Origin of the sequence: Mesorhizobium sp. BR1-1-2, assembly GCF_020165435.1 — a bacterium.
Lineage (GTDB): Bacteria > Pseudomonadota > Alphaproteobacteria > Rhizobiales > Rhizobiaceae > Mesorhizobium.
In genome coordinates this window covers 12,791-30,891 of sequence record NZ_JAIUID010000009.1, presented here as the reverse complement: position 1 = coordinate 30,891, position 18,101 = coordinate 12,791, and the positions used below count along the sequence as shown (strand labels likewise).

17 protein-coding genes and 1 pseudogene are annotated in these 18,101 nt (G+C 64.4%); 3 read left to right on the top strand and 15 right to left on the bottom strand.

Features of this window, described 5'->3' with window-relative positions; genetic code table 11:
* Positions 1 to 100: 100 nt before the first annotated feature.
* The 14 genes from lnt to LB551_RS20290 all read right to left on the bottom strand — a co-directional run bounded on the left by lnt (position 101) and on the right by LB551_RS20290 (position 14,077).
* Positions 101 to 1,693: an apolipoprotein N-acyltransferase gene (lnt, locus tag LB551_RS20355; protein WP_224660268.1), complete on the bottom strand. Its 1,593-nt coding sequence runs from the start codon at positions 1,691 to 1,693 to the stop codon at positions 101 to 103.
* 124 nt (positions 1,694 to 1,817) lie between these two features.
* The gene (locus tag LB551_RS20350) at positions 1,818 to 2,912 is read right to left on the bottom strand and encodes a hemolysin family protein (protein WP_224660267.1); all 1,095 of its coding nucleotides are present in this window, start codon (positions 2,910 to 2,912) and stop codon (positions 1,818 to 1,820) included.
* 28 nt (positions 2,913 to 2,940) lie between these two features.
* Positions 2,941 to 3,447, bottom strand: a complete 507-nt coding sequence (ybeY, locus tag LB551_RS20345; RefSeq protein ID WP_224660266.1) for an rRNA maturation RNase YbeY — start codon at positions 3,445 to 3,447, stop codon at positions 2,941 to 2,943.
* 17 nt (positions 3,448 to 3,464) lie between these two features.
* Complete coding sequence (locus LB551_RS20340) at positions 3,465 to 4,457, bottom strand: PhoH family protein (RefSeq protein WP_224518987.1); 993 nt, start codon at positions 4,455 to 4,457, stop codon at positions 3,465 to 3,467.
* 83 nt (positions 4,458 to 4,540) lie between these two features.
* Positions 4,541 to 5,950, bottom strand: a complete 1,410-nt coding sequence (gene miaB / locus LB551_RS20335) for a tRNA (N6-isopentenyl adenosine(37)-C2)-methylthiotransferase MiaB (RefSeq protein ID WP_224660265.1) — start codon at positions 5,948 to 5,950, stop codon at positions 4,541 to 4,543.
* Between the two features lie 64 nt (positions 5,951 to 6,014).
* Positions 6,015 to 6,815, bottom strand: coding sequence for a lysophospholipid acyltransferase family protein (locus LB551_RS20330; RefSeq protein WP_224660264.1), 801 nt, complete (start codon positions 6,813 to 6,815; stop codon positions 6,015 to 6,017).
* Between the two features lie 21 nt (positions 6,816 to 6,836).
* Positions 6,837 to 7,331, bottom strand: a complete 495-nt coding sequence (rimI, locus tag LB551_RS20325; protein ID WP_140496816.1) for a ribosomal protein S18-alanine N-acetyltransferase — start codon at positions 7,329 to 7,331, stop codon at positions 6,837 to 6,839.
* On the bottom strand, positions 7,331 to 8,008 hold the full coding sequence (gene tsaB / locus LB551_RS20320; protein ID WP_224660263.1) for a tRNA (adenosine(37)-N6)-threonylcarbamoyltransferase complex dimerization subunit type 1 TsaB: 678 nt from the start codon (positions 8,006 to 8,008) through the stop codon (positions 7,331 to 7,333). The genes rimI and tsaB overlap by 1 nt, the downstream gene beginning before the upstream one ends.
* Positions 8,009 to 8,117: 109 nt before the next feature.
* On the bottom strand, positions 8,118 to 9,224 hold the full coding sequence (locus LB551_RS20315) for a DUF1513 domain-containing protein (protein ID WP_224660262.1): 1,107 nt from the start codon (positions 9,222 to 9,224) through the stop codon (positions 8,118 to 8,120).
* Between the two features lie 2 nt (positions 9,225 to 9,226).
* Positions 9,227 to 10,309, bottom strand: a complete 1,083-nt coding sequence (locus tag LB551_RS20310; protein ID WP_224660261.1) for an imelysin family protein — start codon at positions 10,307 to 10,309, stop codon at positions 9,227 to 9,229.
* Positions 10,309 to 11,907, bottom strand: a complete 1,599-nt coding sequence (locus tag LB551_RS20305) for a di-heme oxidoredictase family protein (protein WP_224660260.1) — start codon at positions 11,905 to 11,907, stop codon at positions 10,309 to 10,311. The genes LB551_RS20310 and LB551_RS20305 overlap by 1 nt, the downstream gene beginning before the upstream one ends.
* A 12-nt stretch (positions 11,908 to 11,919) precedes the next feature.
* Positions 11,920 to 12,405 (bottom strand): bacterioferritin, encoded by a 486-nt coding sequence (bfr, locus tag LB551_RS20300; protein WP_140550103.1) that lies wholly within the window; start codon positions 12,403 to 12,405, stop codon positions 11,920 to 11,922.
* Entirely contained in the window at positions 12,371 to 12,682 is a 312-nt protein-coding gene (locus tag LB551_RS20295; protein WP_140550104.1) for a (2Fe-2S)-binding protein, read from the bottom strand. The genes bfr and LB551_RS20295 overlap by 35 nt, the downstream gene beginning before the upstream one ends.
* Before the next feature lie 105 nt (positions 12,683 to 12,787).
* Positions 12,788 to 14,077 (bottom strand): imelysin family protein, encoded by a 1,290-nt coding sequence (locus LB551_RS20290; RefSeq protein WP_224660259.1) that lies wholly within the window; start codon positions 14,075 to 14,077, stop codon positions 12,788 to 12,790.
* Positions 14,078 to 14,515: 438 nt separating this feature from the next.
* On the opposite strand from LB551_RS20290, the gene LB551_RS20285 reads away from it, so the two are divergent.
* The 3 genes and pseudogenes from LB551_RS20285 to LB551_RS20275 form a co-directional block, all read left to right on the top strand.
* Entirely contained in the window at positions 14,516 to 15,769 is a 1,254-nt protein-coding gene (locus tag LB551_RS20285; protein ID WP_224660258.1) for an NAD(P)/FAD-dependent oxidoreductase, read from the top strand.
* A gap of 37 nt (positions 15,770 to 15,806) precedes the next feature.
* Entirely contained in the window at positions 15,807 to 16,037 is a 231-nt protein-coding gene (locus tag LB551_RS20280; protein ID WP_224660257.1) for a type II toxin-antitoxin system ParD family antitoxin, read from the top strand.
* A gap of 10 nt (positions 16,038 to 16,047) precedes the next feature.
* A pseudogene (locus tag LB551_RS20275) lies at positions 16,048 to 16,352 on the top strand (type II toxin-antitoxin system RelE/ParE family toxin); the annotation flags it as partial.
* Positions 16,353 to 16,423: 71 nt separating this feature from the next.
* Here LB551_RS20275 and LB551_RS20270 read toward each other — a convergent pair.
* The gene (locus LB551_RS20270; protein WP_224660256.1) at positions 16,424 to 17,701 is read right to left on the bottom strand and encodes a 4-aminobutyrate--2-oxoglutarate transaminase; all 1,278 of its coding nucleotides are present in this window, start codon (positions 17,699 to 17,701) and stop codon (positions 16,424 to 16,426) included.
* Positions 17,702 to 18,101 lie beyond the last annotated feature (400 nt).

Genomic DNA, 18,101 nt, shown 5'->3' with positions numbered 1-18,101 from the left:
CCTACCCAAACAAAGCCGGAGGCGACTGCCCCAACAGAACGATCCACCGACTTCGAGAAATTTTCAGGCGTTACAGTATGAGTTTCTAATGTGTCGACTGTCAATTCACCCGTAGCCTTTGCCTTACATTGAACAGGACGGCAGTCAGGGCAAACAGCAACATGATCAGCATTCCGTTAATGCGCAGCTGGCCGGCGGACACGACCGCCTGCCGCGAGATTGGCACACGGACATCGATGGCCCCGCGCGCGTCGATCGCCAACGCATCGACGATGCGCCCGCGTGAGTCGACAACCGCCGAGATGCCGTTATTGGCCGCACGCAACAAGGGCAACCCGTTCTCCACCGCGCGAATCTGAGCCTGCCGGAAATGCTGATAGGGACCCGGCGTATCGCCGAACCACGCATCGTTGGTAACGTTGACAATAAGCTGCGCTGACGTTGCGTCAACCGCCACCAACTCGGGAAAGATCACCTCGTAACAGATGAAGGGCAGGGCGCGGACGCCGTCCGGCAGCGTGATCGCATGACGCTCATTGCCTGCCGTGAAGGTCACCGGGCCAGCGACCAGTTGTTCGATGCCGAAACGGTCGAGCAGGTCGGCGAAAGGCAGGTATTCGCCGAACGGCACCAGATGGACCTTGTCGACGGCGTCAGCGATTTCGCCCTTGTCGTTGATCGCCACCACGGAGTTGTAGTAGCGGCTGCCGGCACCGGCCGCCGGGCCGCCTTCCTCGCGCACGACGCCGGCGATCAGCATCTGGCCGGCGTCCAGCATGTCGCCCAGTGCGGTCAACGCGTCCGGCCGCTCGGTGAGGAGGAACGGGACCGAGGTTTCGGGCCACAGGATCAGTTTCGGCTTTTCATGGCCGGGGTCCGGCGCCTTGGCCGACAGGCCTATCAAGGTGGCGAAGATGCGGTCGCGTACCGAGGCGTCCCACTTTTCCGAAAGGTCGACGGCCGGCTGGACGATGCGCGCATCGATCGTGCGGGTCGCAGGCGCGGCCGGAGCGTTGAGCCTGAGATAGCCGAAGCCGGCATGAGCGGCGACCAGCACGACAAGCAGCGCGACGCCAAGACGAAGATGGGTGCGCGCCGCCAGCAGCGCCGGCAGCGAGAAGACGAACACGGCGAGCACGTTCATGCCGACCATGCCGGTGACCGAGACGCTCTGCATCAGCAGGGGCACCGGCATCGCCGCGTAGCCGATCGCATTCCAAGGAAAGCCGGTGAACAGGAAGCCGCGCAGCCATTCGGCCAAGCCGAAGGCGGCGGCCAGGGCCGCGATGCGGCCGATGTCGTTGCTCCACAGGAGCCGGGCGACCATGGCCGCAAAGCCGTAGAAGAAGGCCAATGCAAAGGGAATGCCGACCACCGCGAAGGGCAGCGCCCAGGCGAAACTGTCGGCCTCTACCAGCAGGGCCGAGCCGATCCACCACAGGCCGGCGAGGAAATAGCCGAAGCCGAACCACCAGCCGACGGCAAAGGCGGGCCGCAGCCGCGCAAAAAGGCTGCCCGAGGCCTCACCGGTCGCCCCGTCGAGCAGCCAGACCAGCAGCGGAAACGAAATGAAACAAGCGGCAAAGAAATCATACGGTGCCTGGCCGAGCACCGCCAGGGCGCCTGCGAGGAACGCCACGAGCGCACGCCGCCAACCCCAAAACAGAATTATCCGGCCGGCCAGGCGGTTCATGCATGGTTCCGAGTCGTGCGAATCACGGCAGCAGATTTATCAGGCCGAGGCCTGCGCTCCAAACTTCGGGTGGCCTGCCGCCAAGACGGCATGCTTGAAGGGGTCTTCGGTCATCCGCGGGCGCTTAAGCCTGCTCGGTGCGCGCCGCGGCGCGGCGGCGGCGTTCGCCCTTCTGGTTCTGCACGATGCGCACGCGCTTGACGCGGCGCGGATCGGCGTCGAGCACATGGAACTCGAAGCCAGGGATGGCCTGCACCACCTCGCCGCGCGCCGGCACCCGGCCAAGCGTGTTGAAGATCATGCCGCCGATGGTGTCGACATACTCGCCATGTTCGCCGGCGGCGAAATCCCCGCCGATCATCTTGGCAACCTCGTCGATCTCGGCCTTGCCGTCGACGATGAACACGCCTTCACCGGTCTGGGTGATCAGCGGCTCGTCGTCGTCATGCTCGTCCTCGATGTCGCCGACCACCATCTCGACGATGTCCTCGAGCGAGACAAGCCCGTCGGTGCCGCCATATTCGTCGATGACCAGCGCCATCTGCGTGCGGGTCGTCTGCATGCGGCCCATCAGATCGGAGGCCAGCATGGACGGGGGCACGAACAGCACCGGCCGGATCAGGTTCAGTTCGCCTATGGTGCGCGAGAGGTCGACCTGGGTGAGGTCGAGAACCGTGGCGGCGGGTGTCTTCCTGGTCGCCCGGCCCTTCCTGACGCGCGCAATCTTGGTGATATGGGCCAGCACGTCGCGGATATGGACCATGCCGCGCGGGTCGTCGAGCGTCTCGGCATAGACCGGCATGCGAGAATGGCCGGACTGCTCGAACATGCCAAGCAGATCGCCAAGCGTGGTCGCGATCTCGACCGCCTCGATGTCGGCGCGCGGCACCATGACGTCCTCGACGCGCACCTCGCGCAGCCGCAGGATGTTGTTGAGCATGGCGCGTTCGCCCGGCGAGAAGGATTCGACATCGCTCGTCGTCTCGGCGAGCGCGCCGGCGATCTCCTCGCGCAGGCTGGTTCCGTTGCGTTGCCTGAACAGGCCCAGAACGCGGTTGAACAGGGAAGGGCCGGCAGGCGACGGCTCGCTGGCGGCGCTGCCGGTGTTGGCAACACCAGGGGTAACGGTACTCGGACTTGATCCCTCTTCCGACGTATCGGAAGCCTTGGTCGCACTGCCGGCGTCGGCGCGGGCGGCAGTCTCTGGTTTGTCGTTCATCTTCGTCCGGTCAATTGGTTAGAAGTAGTTACGCATAGGGATCGGGAATGGCAAGTCTGGCGAGCGCGGCGCGCTCGATCGCCTCCATCTCCTCGGCCTCCGCGTCGATCTCGTGATCATGGCCCATGAGATGCAGCAGGCCGTGGATGACGAGATGGGAAATATGGTTCTCCAGCGGCTTGTCTTCCAGTGCCGCCTCGCGCGCCACCGTCTCCGCGGCCAGCACGATATCGCCGAGCATCGGCGGCAGCGGACCGCCCTTGGGGAAAGGAAAAGCCGGAAAAGACAAGACGTTGGTGGGCTTGTCCTTGCCGCGCCAGTTGGCGTTGAGCGCCTGGATGTGAGCATCGTCGGAAAAAACGACGCTGAGTTCGGAATGGCCAGCCACACCCATCTCGGCGAATGCCGCGGCGGCGGCGGCGCCGACCAGCCGGACAAGCTCGGCTTCGTCCGGCCAATGCCCGGCCTCGACCGTCAGATCGATGTCGACGGGCAGCGGCGGAGCCGGCCCGTTCGGCGTTTCGGGCTCAACCATGAGGTCGCTCGATCAAATCAGCCTTCGGTCCCCAAGCCGCGGGCGAGCTTGCCGTCACGGTCGTAGGCCTTGACGATCTCGGCGACCAGCGGATGCCTGACGACGTCGCCTTCATTGAAGCGGACCGTCACCATGCCGGTCACACCGTCGAGGATCCGGAGCGCCTCGACAAGGCCGGACTTGGTGTTCTGCGGCAAGTCGATCTGCGTCGGGTCGCCGGTGACGATCATGCGCGAATTTTCGCCCAGACGGGTCAGGAACATCTTCATCTGCATCGGCGTGGTGTTCTGCGCCTCGTCGAGGATGACGGCGGCATGCGCCAGCGTGCGGCCGCGCATGAAGGCGAGCGGCGCGATCTCGATCACCTCGGCGGCAATGGCGCGTTCGACCTTGTCGGCCGGCATCATGTCGTAGAGCGCGTCATAGAGCGGCCGCAGATAGGGATCGACCTTCTCCTTCATGTCGCCGGGCAGAAAACCCAGCCGCTCGCCGGCCTCGACGGCAGGCCGCGACAGCACGATGCGCTCGACCATGCCGCGTTCGAGCAGCATCGCCGCATGCGCCACCGCCAGATAGGTCTTGCCGGTGCCGGCCGGGCCGATGCCGAACACCAGCTCCGAGCGCTCCAGCGCCCGCATATAGGCATCCTGCGTGAGCGAGCGGGCGTAGATCGTCTTCTTGCGCGTCGATATCTGGGCGGCCGAGACCTTGCCCTTGCGCTCCAGCGTCGGCAGCGTGAGCTGGTCATCGGCGGCGACCGCCATGCGCACGGCGCCGTCGACATCGGACTGGCCGATATCCACCCCCTTCTGGAGGATGCCGTAGAGGTTGTCGAGCGCGCGGCGGGCCTGCTCGGCGGCGGAAGCCGACCCCTTGATGGTCAGCTGGTTGCCGCGCGAGCGGATGTCGACGCCCAGTTTCTGCTCGAGCCGGGCGAGGTTCTCGTCGAACTGGCCGTAAAGGGCGCTGGCAAGCTTGTTGTTGTCGAAAGTCAGTACGATGTGCGCCATGTCAGAAGCCCCAGATGCCGGTACCGGGGGCAGGTTCTTCAGCTCCGCTGCGCTCAACCGTCTCTCCTCATCTGCCGAGGCCATCAGACCAATTCGGCGAACAGGCTATTGTAGCCCGTCTTCGTGATTCGCACCTGGATAATGTCACCGATTTCGCCGGCCTTTTCATCAACAATAACGGGCTGAAGCCAAGGTGAGCGGCCGACCTTCTGGCCGGCCTGGCGACCGGGCTTCTCGATCAACGTATCTATGGTGCGGCCGACGAGACTCAAGCCGAAATCCTGCTGCTGCTTCAAAAGCAGCGCCTGGAGCCGCTGCAAACGCTCGTCCTTGACCGCTTCCGGCACATGGCCGGCCATCTCGGCGCCCGGCGTGCCGGGGCGCGGCGAATATTTGAACGAGAAGGCCGAGGCGTAGTTCACCTGGCGTACCAGCTCCATCGTCGCCTCGAAATCCATCTCGGTCTCGCCGGGGAAACCGACGATGAAATCGCCCGACAGTGCGATATCGCGCCGTGCAGCGCGGATGCGGTCGAGCAGCGCCAGATAATCATCCGCCGTATGCCTGCGGTTCATCGCCTTCAGGATGCGGTCGGACCCGGATTGCACCGGCAGATGCAGATACGGCATCAGTTCCGGCAGGTCGCGATGGGCCGCTATCAGTTCGTCGTCCATGTCGCGCGGATGACTGGTCGTGTAGCGAAGGCGCGCCAGCCCTGGAATTTCGGCCAGCCTGAACAGAAGGCGGCCAAGGCCCCACTCCTCGCCGTTCTCGCCCTGGCCATGCCAGGCATTGACGTTCTGGCCAAGCAGCGTCACCTCGCGCACGCCGGCCTCGGCCAGACGCTCGGCCTCGGCGACGATCTGTGCCACCGGCCGCGACACTTCGGACCCCCTTGTGTAGGGCACGACGCAGAAGGTGCAGAACTTGTCGCAGCCTTCCTGGACGGTGAGGAAGGCGGTGACGCCGCGCTTGATCACCTCGGCGCGCTTCGGCTGCGGCAAGTGCTCGAACTTGTCCTCGATGGCGTAGTCGGTCTCGACGATCTTCTCGCCGCCCCGCACCCTGGCCAGCACGTCCGGCAGCCGGTGATAGGTCTGCGGGCCGATGACCAGGTCGACGGCGGGCGAGCGGCGGATGATCTCGGCCCCCTCGGCCTGCGCCACGCAACCGGCGACACCGATCAGCAATTCGCGTCCGGCGGCGGCGCGTTCGGCCTTCATTTCGCGAATGCGACCGAGCTCGGAATAGACCTTTTCAGCCGCTTTTTCCCTGATATGGCAGGTGTTTAGCAGCACCAGATCGGCTTCCCCGATGGTCTGCGTCGCCGTGTAGCCGTCGGCGGCCAGCGCATCTGTCATGCGCTGCGAATCATAGACGTTCATCTGGCAGCCATAAGTCTTGACGAAGACCTTTTTCGCTGCCGAGGAAATCACCGCCTGCTGTCCAGCCGCAGTGCCGATGTCGTCGCTTTCAACCGTGTTCAAGTCCATGCGGCGGCTTCTAACGCCTTTCCGTGACAAAAAACAGACGATTCTGCCTGGGGGTCTTCGGGATTCAGCGGCTCGGGCGCGGCGCGGCCAGTGCCGCCTGCATCATTTCGCGCACGCGGCTTTCCATCAGCTTCGCCGTTTCCTTCCGGTTCGACCCCTTGGCGAAGGCAATCGGTTCGCCGAAATGCACCTCGACATCGAGCGCGCCTTCCGCCATCAGCACCTTGAGGTGCGGCATCAGATCCTCGTCGCCGATCCATGCCGCGATCGGCCGGTGCCGGCGGCCGAGCGGCACGCCATGCAGCCGGGTATAGGCGATCGCCACCGGCTGGATGAAGACCTGCTCCGCCGCGCCCTCCGAAATCGCCATCGAGGCGGCGCCGAACAGCGTGCTCTTGAACGGCAGGACGATGTTGCCGTCCCCGGTCGAGCCCTCGGCAAACAGCACCATGGCATCGCCCTTGGCCATGCGGTTGGCGATCTCGCTCGCCTGGTCGCCGGACGAGCGCTTGCGCTCGCGCTCGATGAAGACGGTGCGCTGGAGCTTCGACAGCATGCCGATCAGCGGCCAGCCTTCCATGTCGGCCCTGGCGATGAACTTCACATCGGCAAAAGAGCCCAGCACCATGATGTCGGTCCAGGAGATGTGATTTGAGGCGATGAGCAAGGGCCGCCGGTCGGATATCGCGCCGTTGACATGGATGCGCATGCCGAGCGCCCTGACGATCAGCCTGTGCCAGATCTTGAGGATGAAGGTTTCCGGCCACCAGCCGGTCTTCATCGACAGGACCTGTAAAGGCACCAGGATCAGCGACCCGGCGACGACCAGCCCTATCGCCAGGAAAATCCTGATTTTTCCGATCATCGCTCCACCCCGAAACCCTGGCTAGCGAAGATCGCGGCGCATGACAAGCGCGCCGGTCGGGCCATGCTCGGGCGACCTGTAATAGTTGGGGCGCTTGCCGACCTCGCGGAACCCGAGACGCCTGTAGAGGGCGATCGCGGCGACATTGGTCTCGTCGACCTCGAGGAAGAGCGCTTCGGCGCGCTGCGCGTGCAGTTCGCGCAGCACCGCGTCCATCAGCTGCCAGCCTAGCCCCTGGCGGCGATGCGACCGCGCCACCGCGACGGTCAGGATCTCGCCCTCGCCGGCCGCCAGCCGGGCCAGCACGAAGCCGACCGGTGGCTTGGCGCCCTGCCCGGTTTCGCGCGCGGCATAGCCGAATACGGTGTCCTGTTCGAGCAAGGCCGCGAACTCGCCATCGGTCCAGGGGCGGACGAAGTCCTCGCGGTGCAGCAGCGAGACCGCCGGACTGTCGGTGGTCCTGAGCGGTTCGAGCGCGTAATCGCGGCGGCGCGGCTGGAGAAAAGGTATGCGCATTATTTCCCTTGCCTGGAAAGTATGAACCCGGCCTGCGGCTTGGCGTCGGCGCCGCGCAGATAAAGAGGTTTCGGCCTCTCGCCCTCGCCCTTGGCGGCCGCCAGGCGGGCGTAGGTGAGAATGTCCGCGGTCGCCGTCTCGGGTCCGGTGCCGAAGGCGCGTCCGGCGGAGGCCGCGATCCGCGTCGCGGCGGTTCCGGCGAGCACCGAAGACCGCTCGCTCGCCATGGCCACGGCATCCGCCAGCGTGACCACGGCCGGAGCGTAACTCAAAACCGACATTTCATCATAGAGAGCGGCATGGACCTCCTCGCGGCCGGCATCGAGCGCGGCCAGCACGGCGCGGCCGGGAAACGCCCCTGCCGCCTCGGCCGCCAGCGCCTCGAGCGTCGTCACGCCGATTGCAGGCACCTTGAGCGCCAGCGCCAGGCCACGCGCCGTGGAAACTCCGACACGCAGGCCGGTGAAGGAACCGGGGCCGACGGAGACGGCGATGGCGCCAAGGCCGGCATAGGCGGTCGCGCCGGCCTTCAGCGCCTCGGCGATGACTGCCATCAGATGCTCGGCATGGCCCTTGCCGAGATCGAGCACCGCGCGGCCGAGCTCCTGCCCCGCGCCGGCGTCATAGACGCAGGCAGCGCAGAGGTTGGCGGCACAATCGATGGCGAGCACTTTCATGAAACGACCGGTTCGAAAACAATTCCCTGTGCCTGCCACAGCGCGCCACCGCAAGGGGATAGCTCATAATTTGTTAAGCGGCTTCGCTCCGACGCAGCGGGAAAGGTGTCTAGGCGCCCCGCTCGATGCGCAGCATGTGATTGTCCCAGACATAGTCCGGTTCCGACCGCGTCGCGCCATTGCCTTCTATGATCTCGCCTGCGCCCGTCGTCGCCATGAAGCCCCCCTTGTCCGGCGCCACGCCGCAGACCTCGACCAACGCACTGGTCGCGACCACCTTGCCGCTCGCCGCCTCGATCATCACAAGCGAATTGCCTTCCGGCGAAGAGACGGCGACGGTACCGGCAGCCGGATTGGCGGCGACGGAACCGATATAGTTGCGGAAGCCGGACAGGACATCCCGCGGCATGTCGAGGAGCTGCAAATCCTTGCCGCGCGCCGCGCGGCCGACCAGCAGCGGACGGTCGGTGCCGGGTCCCCTGTACTGGCAGCCGAACCAGACGGTGCCGGTCTGGTCGGCGTCCATGTGGCGGATCGACAGCTGGTGCAGCGCCGCCGGCAATTCGTGCTTCTCGACCAGGTCGCCGGTGACACGGTCAATGAGCACATAGGATGGCTTCATGGTGGCGATGTTGAGCTCGGCGCGGCCATAATCGGGATGGGTCTCGATGCCGCCATTGGCAACGGCGATCGTCCTGCCGTCGCCCAGGAGCAGAAGCTCGTGGGGCCCCATGCCATAGGTCGGGAATTCACCAAGGCGCTTGAATTTCGCCCGCGCGTCGTAGACGCCGACGACGCCGGCCGCGTTGTCGAAATCGTTCTCGGTGGCGTAAAGCAAGGCGCCGTCCGGGGAGAATACGCCATGGCCGAAGAAATGCCGGCCGGTGATGCTGGCGATGGTCAGCGGTTCATCGCGCCCGGCGTGATCGAAGACCACGGCAAAGGTGCCGGGCTGGCGGGCGAAGACGACCGAGCGCTTCGATATGGGATCGAAGGTGACGTCGTGGCCGCGGTCGGGCAAGTCGATCGCGTGCAGGAGCTTGCCGGCCTCGGACAGGATTGCGGCGCCATAGCTGCCGTCGCGCTTGACGAAGGCGGTGGCGAAGACGGCATCGGCGGCAAGCGTGTTTGCCCAGGCCGGCGGCGCCATCGCCGCCACGAAGCCTGCTCCCGCGGCTCTCAGGAAATCGCGACGGTCGATGAGGGAGGTTTTCACGCTCAGTCCCCATCCAGCGAGGAAAACCCGGCGGTCAGGCCGAATTCGGCGGTCAGCCTCGTGCCGAACAGGGTCGACAGGCTGGAAGTGATCAGCGCGAAATGCTCGAGCTTTTCGCGCAGCGCCGGGTCGGCGAGCGCCAGATCGATCGGCCCCTGGACCGACTTCGCGGTGGCGATGCCGTTAACAAGCTGGATGTGGATCGATTCCGCCATCCAGCGCGCATCGGCCGGCAGCGCATCGCCGAGCTTCGAGGCCTCGAACAGCCCCTCGATGCCGGCAAGGTTTCCAGCCAGCGAATTGGTGGTGTTTTGCGAACGCCAGTAGATCGCCTGTTTCGGCTTGTCCGCCTCCGGCTTGCCGCCCAGGAAGCCTTTCAGGCGCACGTCGCGAACCATTTCCAGCTCGTTGATGAAGATGCCGACCAGTTCCGTCACCGCTTCCGTGCCGTCGCGATAGAGCGGATTCTGCGGCCCCGGATTGGCCCAGAGCGCCGCAAAGCCGTCCGGCTTGTTCCAGGCGTCGGCGACATCGCCGGCCATGGTTTCGATGTTGCCGGCAACCGCGGCGCCATAGGCGCAGCGATAGGGATCGTCATTGCCGGCAAGCGCATCGGCGCCGTCACCGTAGAGCACGAACTCCAAGGCGCCGAGCCCCTGCATGGCGACGCTCTTGCCGGAAAGCTGTGCCGGATCGGTGGCGCTCGGGTCTTGGGCGGCCAACGCGGCCTGCACCTGTTTCAGGCCAATGCTTTTGCGATCCGGCCAGAACAGCATTCGCTCCAGCCGGTTGTTTTCCTTGATCGGGCCGAACCCGATGATCTCGGCCGATGACCAGGCATCCACCGTGCGCGAGAATTCGGAACGTGCCGCATCGAGATCGCCCTTTGAGGGTTTTTCGCAAAGCGCGTGCATCGCCTTGTTCAAGCCCGCCGCGCGATCGTGCAGACTGGCATAGGCCGGGCGGACAAAGCCGTCGATTGCCCGCTGGATGACGTCAGTGGCCTTCACCGCCGCCGCCCATGTCGGGGTGGCGCCCAGCAGGGCCAGAGGAAGAAGGATTACCAGCGCGGAACGCTTCAACATCACAGGGACTCCAGGAATTTGACCAAGGCATCGCGGTCGGCCGCATCGGCGGCGGCGAAGCGGTCGCGCGACTTCTGGCCCTCGCCGCCATGCCAAAGAATCGCCTCGACCAGGCTGCGGGCGCGGCCATCGTGCAGATAAAAATTGTTGCCGTTGACCGTTTCGGTGAGGCCTATGCCCCATAGCGGCGGGGTGCGCCATTCGTTGCCCGTCGCCTCGCCCACCGCCTGGCCGTCGGCAAGGCCGGGGCCCATGTCGTGCAGCAGGAAGTCGGAATAGGGCCAGACAAGTTGGAAGGCCTGCGCCTTGTTGGGCGCGTCGCGGCGGGTGACGAATTTCGGCGCGTGACATGAAACGCAGCCGATCTCGTAGAACAATCTCTTGCCCGCGAGCACATCAGGGGCGCCGAGGTCGCGGCGTGCCGGCACGGCCAGGTTCTGTGAATAGAAGGTGACGAGGTCCATGACCGGCGCCGGCGCCTCGGCCGGGCCGAGCCGCTCCTGCACGCCGTCCGGCATGGCAAGGCAATCCTTCTCGGCGGCGGTGCAGTCGCCCCAGTGTTTCGGCTCCTCCGGCGTCGAGATGCCGATGTCGCCGGCAAAGGCATCCGCGGCCTGCTGGCGGATCGACGCGGTCTGCGCCTTCCAGCCGAAACGGCCAAGAGTGAGTTCGCCGCTCATGCCGTCGCGCACGATGTTCGGCCTGCCGGAAATGCCGTCGCCGTCCCGGTCGTTCGGATCGGCATGGGCGAGTATATCAGCAGGCGCGATCTGCTCGATGAGGCCGAGCCCGATCATCGGCGGCGTCAGGCGCGGCGACAGCGTGGTGCGCGGATCGAGCGGGCCGTAGGCTAGATCATCGACCGCGTAAGCGGGTTTGCGCAGCGAAACCACGGTGCCGTCGCCGAGCCCGACCTTTTCCTCGCTGTAATCGACGCGCATCCGGCCCTCGCCGCGCAGGCCGGGGACGGCTAGGTCCTGCAGCTGCGAACCGTAGACCGGATCGGGGATGTTGAGCAGTCTGTGGTCGGCAACCCCAGCCTTCTCCTCCTCGCTGCTCGCCTCGCGCGCCAGCCGCAGGAACATCGACGTGGTACCAGCCGCGCCCTGCGGCGGGCGGCCGCGGCCGTCCTTCAGATGACAGTTCTGGCAGGCGCGTTCGTTGAACAGCGGTCCAAGCCCGTCGGAGGCCTGCGTCGAGGACGGCGACGACACCCAGTTCTTGCGGAACAGGGCGTTGCCCAGCTTAAAGGTGCCTTCTTCCTCGAAGGTGATGTTGGCCGACGATTGCGAGAAGGAATCGCGGTTGACGTCCTTCCTGGATGTGCCGGCGCCGCCTTGCATCAATTCGAACTGCTCGGGTTTCGAGAAGTCCTTGGTCGGCCTGGTAACGGCTGTGACGCGCGCCTGATCCTTCGGGCTGAGGTCGGTGCGCGTGGCGGCGAAATTGGCGGGCTGCTGCGAGTCGGACCCGCCCGTGGCGAAGGCCAAAAGAACGATGGCGGCAGCACCGGAAAGCACGACGGTTCCCGGTTTTCTGTTTAACGACGGGCCTTTGGCCCGCCGCCAGCGGCGCAGCAATGCTAGGGTGCGCCGCATTCCCGCATGCCCTTACTCCGCCTCGTCCGCCGATGCGGCATTGAGCTGGCCGTATTTTTCCTCGCCGATCGAGGCAAGCAGATCGAGCTGCGTCTCGAGGAAGTCGATGTGCCCCTCCTCGTCGGCCAAGAGCTCCTCGAACAGCTTCATGCTGACATAGTCACCGGCTTCGTTGCAGATCTCACGCGAGCGCTTGTAGGCGGTGCGAGCGTCATACTCGCCGGCAAGATCGGATTCGAGCACTTCCTTCACGTTCTGTCCGATACGCAGCGGCGCCACGGACTGCAGATTGGGATGGCCTTCTAGGAAGATGATACGGGCCACGAGCTTGTCGGCATGGTGCATCTCCTCGATCGATTCGGCGCGTTCCTTCTTGGCGAGCTTGGCGTATCCCCAATCCTCCAGCAGACGGAAATGCACCCAATACTGATTGACGGCACCAAGCTCCAGGAACAGAGCCTCGTTAAGCCGCTCGATGATCTGTGGTTCGCCTTTCATGGGTTCTGCTCCCGTATTGGACGCGCAGGCCTCTGACGCGATCCAGATGTGAAACGATGTCAACGCCGCTCGCCTCCGAGCGGGCGTGGTATTTCTCGGTGACCCGAATGATCGTTTCGACCACATTTGGGAAGCAGCCGCAACAGCGACCGCGCTTGTGCATGGCGTGATAGACTTTTGCCGGTACGATGAGCTGCCAGGGATCCTGGTCCAGCAGCCCGACGATCGTCTGCTCAATCTCCTTCTCGGTGATGATGTTGCAATGGCAGATCAGCATAAACTTGCTCGGATGGCTGACGGCGCCTCCCGCGCCGTGTGGCTTGACTCTATCTTGCCCGGGCCGAAGCCGTGTGACCCCGGCCCGTGCTTCCAGCTTCGACGCTTACTGGAACACCTTGTCCGGCGCGTCGAGGCTGTCTGAACCCTCAAAGGCGATGGCGTTGAGCTTCAGCGCGCCGACGGCGCGTTCGACCGATTTGGTCTGGTCGATCAGGGCGTCGATTGCCGCCTGCACCGTGGCGTTGCCCTCGGTGTTGCCTTCGGCGATCTGCTGGTCGTAAGCCTCGCCGCCTTCGGCGCGGGCCTTGATCGCCTCCATCCTGGCGACGGTGACATCGAGCTTGTCAGACAGTTCCTTGTCGATGGCCGGATCAGCCGCCTTGACCATGTCCGCCACCGACGGCCCTGAAACGACGGTGCCGTCCAGCCTGGTGTAGCTGGCGTGATAGGCGGCGCGGATGCCGACGGCGTCATAGAGATGGGAATTGTAGGTGTTGTCGGAGAAGCAGTCATGCTCCTCTTCCGGATCGTGCAGCAGCAGGCCGAGCTTCATGCGCTCGCCGGCGAGTTCGCCGTAGGAGAGCGAGCCCATACCGGTGAAGATGGCCGAAATGGCCGTGTTCGGCTCGCCGTCGACCAGGTTCTTGCGCGCAGCGCCGCCTTCCTTCCAGTCGCCGACCATCTCCTGGAGGTCGGACACCAAAAGGGTGCTTGCGGACTTCAGATATTCCGCGCGGCGATCGCAATTGCCGCCGGTGCAGTTCTTGAGATCATAATCGGTGTAGGGGCGCTCGCCGGCGCCCGGTCCTGTCCCGTGCAGGTCCTGGCCCCAGAGCAGGAACTCGATGGCGTGGTAGCCGGTGGCGACATTGGCCTCCACGCCGCCCGCCTCCTGCAGCGTGCCTGCGAGGAATTCCGGCGAAAGCTTCGAGGCGTCGACCTTCTTGCCGTTGATCTCGATCTCCTTGTTGGCGATCACATTGGCGGTATAGAGCGAATTCGAGTCGGATTCGGTGCCGTAGCTCTTGGCGACATAATCGACCAGGCCTTCGTCCAGCGGCCAGGAATTCACCTTGCCTTCCCAGTCGTCGACGATCTTGTTGCCGAAGCGGTAGACCTCGGTCTGCTGGTAAGGAACGCGCGATGCCTTCCAGGCCTCGCGGGCGGCATTGAGCGTCTCGGCCGAAGGCTTGGCCAACAAGGTGTCGACCGCCTTGTCGAGCGCCTGCGCGGTGGTCAGCGAATCCTCGTATTTGGCAAGCGCGATGTCGGCATAGGTCTTGATGACCGCCTTGGGATCGTTCTCGGCCTTGGCCGGCAGCACGAACACCGCCGCCGTCAGCAGGGCCGTGGCACCGATCGCCGCAAGCCTGCTGCCATGTCGTGCCGTCATTATCGCTCTCCAGTTTTTCGGGAATCTTGTGAACGGCGCGCGCGACAACCGGCGCCAGGCCATGTGCAGGCCGTCATTCGCGGGGTATGCCGCGCTGTCGCGCGGGTCGAGGAAGAAAGACACCAAAATGCCTCCAATCGAAAGGGTTCAAGGCCCAGACATCAAAGGGATGCGCCGATGCGCGAGGCTCCATAAAGCTTCAGGACCGATGGAAGTCAACGAAAATCGACAGGAAAACTCAATCGAAACAACAGTTTAGAATTATTCTAAACTGCGATAGTCAACTTTAGCCGCCTGCACCGTGTACCGAGTTCGTCGCCGAACTGTCCGATTGACAGCCGCCGCTCCGGGTGCGACCCGCAAATGCCCCCTTGCGGCGGCGCCAGACAATTGCCACGTGGCGAGACACCCTAAAATCAAGCTTGGGATCGGAATGTGATGAAGAACGGCGTGGTCATTGTCGGTGCGGGACATGCGGGCGTGCAGGCGGCGGCAAGCCTGCGCGAGGAGGGTTATGAGGGGCCGGTGGTCCTCGTCGGCGACGAGAACGAACTGCCCTATCACAAGCCGCCGCTGTCGAAGACCTTCATCAAGGATGCCGAGGCCAAGCCGCAACCCTTGCGTGGCGAGGCATTTTACACCGGCAACGCCGTCGACTACCGGCCGGGCGTTCGGATCGATCGTATCGATGCCGGCAGCCGTCGTTTGAAAATATCAGGCGGCGGCGAACTTGCCTTCGATCATCTGATCCTCGCCACCGGCTCGCGCCCGCGCCTCCTGCCGCTGCCGGGCGCGGATCTGTCCGGCGTGGTGTCGCTGCGCTCCCTGGCGGACGCCCGCCTGATCCGGGACTTGAGCGCACGTAGCGAAGACGTCGTCATCCTGGGCGGCGGCTTCATCGGGCTGGAGATCGCGGCGACGCTGCGGGCGGCCGGCCGCACCGTAACGGTCGTGGAAGCGGTCGATCGGCTGCTTGGCCGCGCCGTGGCGCCGGTCGTGGCGAGCCATGTCCGCCAACGGCTGGAGGCTATCGGCGTGCACATTCTCACCGGCACCACGATCGCAAGGCTCGAAGGCGAAAACGGCCATGTCACGGCCGCGATCACATCGTCAGGCGAAAGGCTGCCGGCGCGCATGGTCGTCGTCGGCATCGGCGCCGTGCCCAATGTCGAACTGGCCGGGGAAGCCGGCCTCACCATCGCCAACGGCATTCGCGTCGACCACCAGATGCGCAGCTCGGTGCCGGAAATCCTCGCCATCGGCGACGCCGCCTCCTATCGGCATTGGTTCACCGGCCGCGACGTGCGGCTGGAATCGGTACAGAACGCCACCGACCAGGCGCGGCTTGCCGCGCGCACCATCACTGGCCATGCCGACGCCTATTCGGCCGTGCCCTGGTTCTGGTCCGACATCGGCGACATGAAGCTGCAGATGGTCGGCCTGACATCCGGCGGCGACAGCCATGTCGTGCTGGGCGATCTCGCCGACAACAAGTTCTCGATCTACCACTATGCCGCAGACAGGTTGCTCGGCATCGAATCCGTCAACCGCCCCGGCGATCATATGCTCGGCCGCAAGATGCTCGGCGCCGGCTTCTCGCCGACGCCTCAGATGGTTGCGGCGGGACCCGACGGACTGAAGGCGGCGCTGGCCGCGTTTCAGAACATGGAGCCAACCAGGGCCAGTGCATAGGATTGCCAATTTTTGCCATTCCCCATAGAATGCCTGAATGAGCACCATGAATATCTCGCTGCCAGACAGCTTGAAGCATTTCGTCGATCAGCAAGTAACGGATCGCGGCTATGGCACAAGCAGCGAGTATGTGCGTGAATTGATCCGCCACGATCAGGACCGCCAACGTCTGCGCGGCCTGCTCCTTGAAGGCGCATCATCCGAGCCGGGTGTTCCCGTTGACGACAGCTATTTTGCCGCGCTGCGGAAGCGGGCGCAGGGTCAGTAAATAGGTGGCTATAAAGACAGTTGTTCCTCGAAAACTAGCTCTGCGGGATATCGAGGACGCTATCGACTACTATGTGGGCGAAGTTGGTTCGCATGTGGCATTGGGCTACGTCGAGGAGCTTCAAAACGCCTAGAAATTGATAGCGGACCATCCAGCATCCGGCTCTCTCAGATATGCCTACGAACTTGGACTGCCCGGTCTGCGCCGTGTGTGAAGCTTAAGCGCTATCCATATCTGATTTTCTATGTTGAGCAGCCCGACACTGTCGATGTGTGGCGAGTGCTGTATGCCAAGCGGGACATTCCAGCTTGGCTTCCAAAATCCGAGCTCCTGACTGTGCGTCCACCCGCTTCGGCATGGGCCGTCAGGAAACTGGCGCCGCCTTTTCAGGCGGCGCGGACTTCGCGGATCGAGCTTTCCAGAATATCGAGCGCCTCGTTCATGATGCCGTCCTGGATGGTGATCGGCGCCAGGAAGCGGATGACGTTGCCGTGGACGCCGCAGGTGAGCAGGATCAGTCCCTTGTCGAGCGCCTTCAGCCTGACCGCATTGGCCATCTCGGCCGACGGCAGCCCCTTCCTGACGTCATTGAACTCGACCGCATTCATGAAACCGGGGCCACGGATGTCGACGATTTCCGGGACGTCGTCGCGGATCGAGCCCAGACGCTGCTTCAGCCTGGCGCCGAGCGAATTGGCGCGGTCGCACAATTTCTCTTCCTCGATCACGTCAAGCACCGCGTGCGCGGCGGCAACGCCGATCGGGCTGCCGCCATAGGTTCCGCCCAGCCCGCCGGGGCCAGGCGCATCCATGATCTCGGCGCGGCCGGTGACCGCCGCCAGCGGAAAGCCGCCGGCCAGGCCCTTGGCCATGGTGGTGATGTCGGCAGTCACCTCATGATGCTCCATAGCGAACATCTTGCCGGTGCGCGCGAAGCCGGTCTGCACCTCGTCGGCAACGAGCAGGATGCCGTGCTGATCGCAGATCTTGCGCAGCGCGGTCATGAAATCGCGCGGCGCTTCATAGAAACCGCCCTCGCCCTGCACCGGCTCGACGATGATGGCCGCGACCCTGGCCGGATCGACGTCGGCCTTGAACAGGCGATCGAGGGCGGCAAGCGAATCGGCCACCGACACGCCGTGCAGCGGCACCGGGAACGGGGCGTGGAAGACGTCGGCCGGCATGGCGCCGAAGCCGACCTTGTAGGGCACGACCTTGCCGGTCAGCGCCATGCCCATGAAGGTGCGGCCATGGAAGCCGCCGGCAAAGGCGATGACGGCTTGGCGGCCGGTGGCATTGCGGGCGATCTTGATGGCGTTCTCGACCGCCTCGGCTCCGGTGGTAACGAAGATCGTCTTCTTCTCGAACTTGCCCGGAAGAAGGCCGTTCAGCCGTTCGGCCAGCCTTACATAGCTCTCATAGGGCACCACCTGGTGGCAGGTGTGGGTGAAGCGGTCGAGCTGCGCCTTGACCGCCTCGATGACCTTGGGGTGGCGATGGCCGGTGTTGACGACGGCGATGCCGGAGGAGAAATCGATATAGCGGCGGCCCTCGACATCCCAGATCTCCGAGTTCTCGGCCCGGTCGGCATAGATCTGGGTGGTCATGCCGACGCCGCGCGAGATCGACTGGCTCTTGCGTTCGGAAATGGCTGAGTTCTTCATTATGTCCCTCATGGGCCGGCGCCCGTTCTGCTTGATCAGATGTCTTCTGGGCTTATTTCATGATTTCCTCAAGTCGGCACCGCCGGCAGGCGATTGGGCCTGAGGTATCGCGCCTGACCAGCCGGCGATACCTGTACCAGGGCAACGGACCGCGTAACGGGTTCGGAGCCTTCGCGGCGCGCTATAGAGGAGCATTGAACGAAAAACCCGCCTGTGCGGCGGGTCCCTTGGCGCAACTCAGCACCATGACCGAATATCTACCATAGTTGCCTTCACCCAGTCAAGAAAAAATTCCTATTGTCAGAAACCGGCACAGCCGGACTGGCCGTCGTCAGGCCTTTGTCGGTCCGAAATTCGGAGCCCTGATCCGTGTGCGAGACCGGTTTTCTTTTTCGGGAGA